The sequence below is a fragment of the Streptomyces sp. NPDC060209 genome, assembly GCF_042728155.1.
In the GTDB taxonomy this organism is placed as follows: domain Bacteria; phylum Actinomycetota; class Actinomycetes; order Streptomycetales; family Streptomycetaceae; genus Streptomyces.
Map to the genome: position 1 here is coordinate 1 of NZ_JBHWZS010000400.1, position 6888 is coordinate 6888.

The following is a 6888-nucleotide window of genomic DNA, read 5'->3' on the forward strand; positions in this document are numbered from 1 at the left end:
GGCCCGTGCCGCCCCCGAAACCCTCCGCCGCAGAAAAGTGATCCACCCGAAGTGCGCCTGAACGACCTCGACGAACGCATCGTCCACGCCCTCGCCGAAGACGCCCGCCGCTCCTACGCGGACATCGGCGCCCTCATCGGCCTCTCCGCACCCGCGGTCAAACGCCGCGTGGACCGACTGCGCGCCGAAGGCGCCATCACGGGCTTCACCGTGCGGGTCGACCCTGCGGCGCTCGGCTGGGAGACCGAGGGGTTCATCGAGATCTACTGCAGCCGCAACACCGCCCCCGAAGCGATCAAGCGGGGTCTGTCCGCCTATCCGGAGGTCGCGTCCGCGTCCACGGTGACGGGCGACGCCGACGCGATCGTGCAGGTCTTCGCAGCCGACATGCGGCACTTCGAGCAGGTGCTGGAACGGATCGCCGGGGAGCCCTACGTCGAGCGGACCAAGTCGGTCCTCGTGCTCTCCCCGTTGCTGCGGCGGTACTCCTCGGGCCCGCCGGCCTGACAGCCGGGCGGACACCGGGGGAGCAGGGTCCCGGGCCGGGCGGGAGGCTGTCCGGCGAGACCGAAATCACTCGCCTGACCTGCGAGAACGCCCCACGCAACAAATCGCCGCCCCGGCGGGTTCCCGCGCAACGGATCGACGGTGTACGCGCAACAATCGCGTCTTGTCGGCCGCGATCTCCGCGCCGTACCTTCAATACGTCTCCCCACCCCGCCCGTCCCGCCCGAGGTCAGCCATGCCGCCGTTGCGCACCGCCCTGCTCCAGAGCTCCGGACGAGCCGGCTCCGTGGACGACAACCTCGCCACGCTCGACGAGGCCGCGGCGAGGGCAGCCGCCGCAGGTGCCCGGCTGCTGGTCTGCCCGGAGCTGTTCCTCACCGGATACGCCATCGGCGACGCCGTCCCCGAGCTGGCCGAGTCCGCGGACGGGCCCGCCGCGCGGGCGGTCGCCGACATCTGCGTGCGCCACGGCCTCGCCGTCCACTACGGCTACCCGGAGCGGTCCGGCGAGGCGGTCTTCAACGCGGCGCAGCTCATCGGCCCCGACGGGGAACCACTCGCCAACTACCGCAAGACCCACCTCTTCGGCAGCTTCGAGGAGGAGTGGTTCACGCCCGGGGAGCAGCCCGTGGTGCAGGCCGAGCTGGACGGCGTGAAGGTCGGGCTGCTGATCTGCTACGACGTCGAGTTCCCGGAGAACGTGCGCGCGCACGCCCTGGCCGGGACCGAGCTGCTCCTGGTCCCGACCGCGCTGATGCACCCCTTCCCGTTCGTCGCCGAGGCCGTCGTGCCGGTCCGCGCCTTCGAGAGCCAGCTCTACATCGCGTACGTCAACAGGGCAGGCAGAGAAGGCGAGTTCGACTTCACCGGACTGAGCTGCCTGGCCGGCCCCGACGGCACGGTCCGCGCCCGCGCCGGCCGCGGAGAGGAATTCCTCGTCGGCGAGGTCGACCCCGCTCTGCTCGCCGCCTCGCGTGCCGCCAACCCGTATCTCAAGGACCGCGTTCCCGGTCTGTACGGCTCCCTCGTCTGAGCCCTCGCCCCCGTCGCTCACTTCCCCGCTAGGAGTCCGTACCCCATGACGTCCACGGTGCCCAACGCCGTCCAGCACACCGACGCGCAGCCGCCGATCACCATGTTCGGGCCGGACTTCCCCTACGCCTACGACGACTTCCTCGCCCACCCGGCGGGCATCGGGCAGATACCGGCCACCGAACACGGCACCGAGGTCGCCGTCATCGGCGGCGGGCTGTCCGGCATCATCGCCGCGTACGAACTGATGAAGATGGGGCTGAAGCCCGTCGTCTACGAGGCGGACCGGATCGGCGGCCGGCTGCGCACCGTCGGCTTCGAGGGCTGCGACCCCTCGCTGACCGCCGAGATGGGCGCCATGCGCTTCCCGCCCTCGTCCACGGCGCTCCAGCACTACATCGACCTGGTGGGCCTGGAGACCAAGCCGTTCCCCAACCCTCTCTCACCGGCCACCCCGTCGACCGTCGTCGACCTCAAGGGCGAGTCCCACTACGCGCGGACCATCGAGGACCTGCCCCCGGTGTACCGCGAGGTGATGGACGCCTGGAACTCCTGCCTGGAGGAGGGCGCCGACTTCTCCGACATGAACCGCGCGATGCGCGAGCGCGACGTGCCGCGCATCCGGGAGATCTGGGCGAAGCTCGTCGAGAAGCTCGACGACCAGACCTTCTACGGCTTCCTCTGCGGCTCCGACTCCTTCTCCTCCTTCCGGCACCGCGAGATCTTCGGGCAGGTCGGCTTCGGGACCGGCGGCTGGGACACCGACTTCCCCAACTCGATCCTGGAGATCCTCCGCGTCGTCTACACCGAGGCCGACGACCACCACCGGGGGATCGTCGGCGGCAGCCAGCAGCTGCCGCTGCGCCTGTGGGACCGTGAGCCGCAGAAGCTCGTGCACTGGCCGCTCGGCACGTCACTCTCCTCCCTGCACGACGGGCAGCCGCGCACCGCCGTGACCCGGCTGGACCGCACCGCCGGGAACCGGATCACCGTCACCGACGCCACCGGCGACATCCGCACCTACCGGGCCGCGGTGTTCACCGGTCAGTCCTGGCTGCTGCTCTCCAAGATCGCCTGCGACGACGCGCTCTTCCCGATCGACCACTGGACGGCGATGGAGCGCACCCACTACATGGAGTCGTCCAAGCTGTTCGTGCCCGTCGACCGGCCGTTCTGGCTGGACGCCGACGAGACCACCGGCCGGGACACGATGTCCATGACGCTCACGGACCGGATGACCCGGGGGACGTACCTCCTGGACGACGGGCCCGACAAGCCGGCCGTCATCTGTCTCTCCTACACCTGGTGCGACGACAGCCTGAAGTGGCTGCCGCTCTCCCCCAAGGAGCGCATGGACGTCATGCTCAAGTCGCTCGGCGAGATCTATCCGGGCGTCGACATCCGCAAGCACGTCATCGGCAATCCCGTCACCGTCTCCTGGGAGAACGAGCCGTACTTCATGGGCGCGTTCAAGGCCAACCTGCCCGGCCACTACCGCTACCAGCGGCGGCTGTTCACCCACTTCATGCAGGACCGGCTGCCCGCCGACAAGCGCGGCCTGTTCCTCGCGGGCGACGACATCTCGTGGACGGCGGGCTGGGCCGAGGGAGCCGTGCAGACCGCGCTGAACGCCGTATGGGGTGTGATGGCACAGTTCGGCGGCGCCACCGATCCGGCGAACCCCGGTCCGGGTGACGTCTTCGACGAGATCGCGCCGGTCGAGCTCCCGGAGGGCTGAGAGGCGGGCGGGTGGCGCATCGTTTCAGCGGCACGGAGTGAGCAGGAAGCGCCCCACCAGCCCGGCTCCGGCATCCATCCGTGACCTGAACTCCTCGGCCAGGGGCGGCACCCCACGCAGCTGCCACAGCATCTTGGCGGCCGACCACGACGCTTCACGGGCCCGCTCCAGACTCCAGGACCCCGCGAGATGGATGAGGGGATCGGCGACCTCCAGCAGATCGGGACCGGGCATCAGATCTTCGCGGATCCGCTCCTCCAGCATCACGAGGAGATCGCCCACCCGGTCGAACTCCTCCTTCAGGTCCGCCGGAGCGCAGGCGAGCGTACGGCAGGTGTCCACGACGGCCAGTGCGAGATCGTGCCCGATGTGCGCGTTGATACCGGCCAGTGCGAACTGCAGCGGGCGTACGCCCGGATGGCGCCGGTACTGGAACAGGGGGCGCCAGCACTCGGGCGGAAGGCCGCCCGAGACGGCCGTGTCGACCGCCGTCAGATAGTGCTCGGCGAAGCGCACATCCAGTGCGGCGACGGCCTTCCGGTCCTGGAACGCTCCGTCCGCGAGGTGACGGGAGAGGGTCTCCGTGACCGTCAGGTAGACCTGGTTGAACACCGCCACGCCGTCCCCGGGCGGCCAGTCGGAGCGGAACGCGCGCATCCGCTCGATCACCGCGCCGACGTCGGTCACCGTGCCGGCCGCGCCGGCCGGATGTGTGAACTGCTCGATCCGGTCCATGCGGGCAGCGTCCCAGCCTTAGGCTCGCCACGGCGCCGACGGGCCGGAGACTTCATCGGAACGGACGAACACCAGGCGCCGGGGGAGGGGACGAGGGGTGTCGGGCGTACGGGAGCAAGGCAGGACCGAGGTACGGAGCAGGAGACGCGCCGCACGCCGTCACACCATGGCGGCGCTGGCGTCGGCCGTGGTGGCGGCCGGTGCGGCGACGGGCGTGATGGCCGCCGCGGAGGGCGGCGAGCGCACGACCGCGCGGCCGGACACGACCGCGTCCCCGGTCCTGGAACCGCTACCCGCCGTGCCCACCCCGTCCGTGTCCCCCTCGGCCTCCGCGACGGCCCCGCCTTCCCCGAGCCCCACCCGGACGGCGCGTGAGAGCCCGGCCCCGGCCGCATCGCCCGAGCGCCCCTCGCGGTCCGCCGCGCAGCTCACCGGGCTCTACCGCCACCCGGAGTCCCAGGTCCTGGACTGGGTCCGTGCCCACCGGGACGATCCGCGACGCCCGCTCATCGAGTCCAGGATCGCGGCGCAGCCCGCCGCCGTCTGGTTCCCCGCCTACAACCCCGGCGCCGTGACCGGGCAGGTCCGGGGCGTCACGGCCGCCGCGGCGGCCGCCGGGCGTACGCCGGTCCTCGTGCCGTACGCCATCCCCGACCGGGACTGCGGCGGCGCTTCCGAGGGAGGGGCGCCAGGTCTGGACGCGTACGACGCGTGGATGGAGGACTTCGCCGCGGGCCTCGGCAGCGGACCGGTCATCGTGATCCTGGAGCCGGACGCGATCGCCCTGTCGGACTGCCTGTCGGCCGGACAGCGGTCCGACCGTTTCGCGTCCCTGGCCCGGGCCGGCCGGACCCTGCACGCCGCGAACCCGCGGGCCAAGGTCTACTTCGACGGCGGGCACTCCGGCTGGCACGCCGCCGCGAAACAGGCCGCGGCGCTCCGCGAGGCGGGCGCGGCGACCAGCGGCGACGGCATCTTCACCAACGTGTCCAACTTCCACGGCACGGCCGACGAGGCCGCCTACGCCCGGCGGGTGCTCGCCGCGCTCGGGGGTCCCCCCGGCCTGGGCGCCGTCATCGACACCAGCCGCAACGGCAACGGGGCGCCCGAAGCCGGTGAGTGGTGCGACCCGGCCGGCCGGGCGCTCGGCAGGACCCCGACGACGGACACCGGCCTGGCCGGGATCGACGCCTACCTCTGGGTGAAGCTGCCGGGGGAGTCCGACGGCTGCAAGGGGGCAGCCGGTTCGTTCACACCGGACTACGCCTACGAGCTGGCCAGGGGCTGAGCGGTACTGCCCGGTGTGGTCAGGACGTGCCGGCCGGCGGCTTCTCGTCGTACTGGGACGTGCCCGAGTCGAGCAGGGGCTCCTGGGTCTTGAGGTGCGCGGGGGCGAACGCCCGCAGTGCGTGGTAGCCGGTGATCACCACGAGGGTGCCGAGAGCGATGCCGCTCAGCTCGAAGTTGTCGGTGATCTTCAGGCTGACCCCGCCGACCCCGATGATGATGCCCGCGGCGGCAGGTACGAGATTGAGGGGGTTGCGCAGGTCGACCTTGGCGTTCAGCCAGATCTGGGCGCCCAGCAGGCCGATCATGCCGTAGAGGATGACGGTGATGCCGCCGAGCACCCCGCCGGGGATCGCGGCGACGACCGCACCGAATTTGGGGCAGAGGCCGAAGAGCAGCGCGAAGCCGGCCGCGGCCCAGTAGGCGGCGGTGGAATAGACCCGGGTCGCCGCCATCACTCCGATGTTCTCGGAGTACGTGGTGTTGGGCGGGCCGCCCACGGCCGTGGACAGCATCGAGGCGGCGCCGTCCGCGGCGATGGCGGTACCCAGCTTGTCGTCGAGCGAGTCGCCGGTCATCTCGCCGACGGCCTTCACATGCCCGGCGTTCTCGGCGATCAGGGCGATGACGACCGGCAGCGCGACCAGGACCGCCGACCATTCGAAGCTCGGCGCGTGGAAGGACGGCAGTCCGATCCAGTCCGCGTCCGCCACGGCCGACAGGTCCAGCCGCCAGTGGTCGACCGCCTCGGCGCCGCCGGCCGGGGAGTGGATCTTCCCGAAGACCAGGTCGAGCACCCAGGACAGGACATAGCCGAAGACGAGCCCGAGGAAGATCGCGATACGGGAGAAGAACCCGGGCAGGCAGACCACGGCCAGCCCGGTGAAGAGCATCACCAGCAGGGCCGTCCACTGGTCCTGGGGCCAGTAGGTCGACGCGGTGACGGGTGCCAGGTTGAAGCCGATCAGCATCACGACGGCGCCGGTCACCACGGGAGGCATCGCCGCGTGGATGATCCGCGCGCCGAACCGCTGCACCATGAGCCCCACGAGGAACAGCACGGCACCGACCACCAGGACCGCGCCCGTGACGGTGGCACTGCTGCCGCCGCTGGCCCGGATCGTGGCGGCCACACCCACGAAGGAGAGCGAGCACCCCAGATAGCTGGGCACCCTGCCCTTCGTCGCCAGCAGGAAGATGGCGGTGGCGACACCGGACATCATGATCGCGAGGTTCGGGTCGAGCCCCATCAGGACGGGCGCCACGAAGGACGCGCCGAACATGGCCACCACGTGCTGGGCGCCGAGGCCGAACGTACGGGGCCAGGAGAGCCGCTCGTCGGGGCGCACCACGGCCCCCGGTGCGGGCGTCTTTCCGTCGCCGTGCAAGGTCCAGCGCACGCCGAGGCCCATGGTCGCTCCTTGTTGATCGCGAGAAGTCCGCTGAGATGGCCGAAACCTGACTGAAACACAGGGGGACGTGTCGCAGCGCCGCGGCCCACCGGCGTGGGTGCCGGAGAAACTATCAGCCACATTGTAATGCCGTTCCCGCCTCTCCTTGCGCCAGGACGAGCGGGTACGTCGTGTCAC

At 71.1% G+C, this 6888-nt stretch carries 6 protein-coding genes; 4 read left to right on the top strand and 2 right to left on the bottom strand.

Annotated elements, in window-relative coordinates; all coding sequences use genetic code 11:
- The first annotated feature begins 51 nt into the window (after positions 1 to 51).
- The 3 genes from ACFWFI_RS39455 to ACFWFI_RS39465 all read left to right on the top strand — a co-directional run bounded on the left by ACFWFI_RS39455 (position 52) and on the right by ACFWFI_RS39465 (position 3277).
- Complete coding sequence (locus ACFWFI_RS39455; protein ID WP_205021971.1) at positions 52 to 507, top strand: Lrp/AsnC family transcriptional regulator; 456 nt, start codon at positions 52 to 54, stop codon at positions 505 to 507.
- A gap of 235 nt (positions 508 to 742) precedes the next feature.
- Positions 743 to 1540, top strand: coding sequence for a carbon-nitrogen hydrolase family protein (locus tag ACFWFI_RS39460; RefSeq protein WP_387400258.1), 798 nt, complete (start codon positions 743 to 745; stop codon positions 1538 to 1540).
- A 45-nt stretch (positions 1541 to 1585) separates the two neighbouring features.
- Complete coding sequence (locus ACFWFI_RS39465) at positions 1586 to 3277, top strand: flavin monoamine oxidase family protein (RefSeq protein WP_387400260.1); 1692 nt, start codon at positions 1586 to 1588, stop codon at positions 3275 to 3277.
- A 24-nt stretch (positions 3278 to 3301) separates the two neighbouring features.
- Here the strand turns inward: ACFWFI_RS39465 and ACFWFI_RS39470 are convergent, their stop codons facing one another.
- On the bottom strand, positions 3302 to 4012 hold the full coding sequence (locus tag ACFWFI_RS39470; RefSeq protein WP_387400262.1) for a DUF5995 family protein: 711 nt from the start codon (positions 4010 to 4012) through the stop codon (positions 3302 to 3304).
- A gap of 166 nt (positions 4013 to 4178) precedes the next feature.
- Here ACFWFI_RS39470 and ACFWFI_RS39475 point away from each other — a divergent pair, with 166 nt between their 5' ends.
- Positions 4179 to 5300, top strand: a complete 1122-nt coding sequence (locus ACFWFI_RS39475) for a glycoside hydrolase family 6 protein (RefSeq protein ID WP_387400264.1) — start codon at positions 4179 to 4181, stop codon at positions 5298 to 5300.
- Positions 5301 to 5319: 19 nt separating this feature from the next.
- Here ACFWFI_RS39475 and ACFWFI_RS39480 read toward each other — a convergent pair whose 3' ends face one another.
- Complete coding sequence (locus ACFWFI_RS39480) at positions 5320 to 6711, bottom strand: uracil-xanthine permease family protein (protein WP_387400266.1); 1392 nt, start codon at positions 6709 to 6711, stop codon at positions 5320 to 5322.
- Positions 6712 to 6888 lie beyond the last annotated feature (177 nt).